The sequence below is a fragment of the Paenibacillus popilliae ATCC 14706 genome (genome assembly GCF_000315235.1).
Classification (GTDB): Bacteria; Bacillota; Bacilli; order Paenibacillales; family Paenibacillaceae; genus Paenibacillus_B; species Paenibacillus_B popilliae.
This window is the reverse complement of the sequence record NZ_BALG01000414.1, coordinates 1-773: the sequence shown is the minus strand read 5'-3', so window position 1 is coordinate 773 and position 773 is coordinate 1. Positions and strand designations below refer to the sequence as shown.

Genomic DNA, 773 nt, shown 5'->3' with positions numbered 1-773 from the left:
GTGTTTTTTTGTGCCATTTTACAGAACCCTTCTATTTCAGGGTAAAGAACTACATCCTGCTACTTCGTGCAAGGTGTCATTTTCGTACAAAAAATGAAGACAGCTTAGACTTGGTAGAAAAGCTTGATCAGATAGCATTCACCGTAATATATGAACCCATTCAACTATCTTTGTATAACTTCATCATTGATTACTCACGTCCCCACAGAATTATGCCTTATACTGCCAAAAGGATTTTACCAAAAGTACAGGATTGAACGAAATGATTTCAGCAGATTTTTTTAAGTGAAGGCAAGCCCTATCCAATCGACCGAATCGAGATGATGAACAACAGTACGTCCGCGTATAACTTCGAAGTCGAAGGAGTACATAATGATTTCGTTACGGAGTCGGAAATATGGACGCATAATGTCATCGGAGTGATTGTAAGAGCGATAGTACAAGTCGTTGCACAAAACACTGCGAAAAACGTTGCGAAAAGTGCTGTAAATAACGCTGCAAAAAACGTTGTGAAAAATACTGCGAAGGTATCTAAGGGGACAAAAATTCTACAAATGACAGGAGAGTATATCAGTACAATGTTGATGGTAAGAGAAAGTACATCATTGAGCATCAAAATGACCCATTTGGTAGAGGTCCGCATTTCCATGGTACCATACAGAAATATCCAGGACAGGATTGGATCGGCTACACTTAGTTGGACAACAAAAATAAGGGCTTGTAGAATAAAGCTATTATCTTAAGGAGCGGATCGTCTACAATGCCAAAACAAC

At 38.9% G+C, this 773-nt stretch carries 1 pseudogene; it reads left to right on the top strand.

Going from position 1 to position 773, the window contains the following annotated elements:
• Positions 1-598 precede the first annotated feature (598 nt).
• Positions 599-697, top strand: a pseudogene (locus PPOP_RS26155) (hypothetical protein); the annotation flags it as partial.
• Between the last annotated feature and the right edge of the window lie 76 nt (positions 698-773).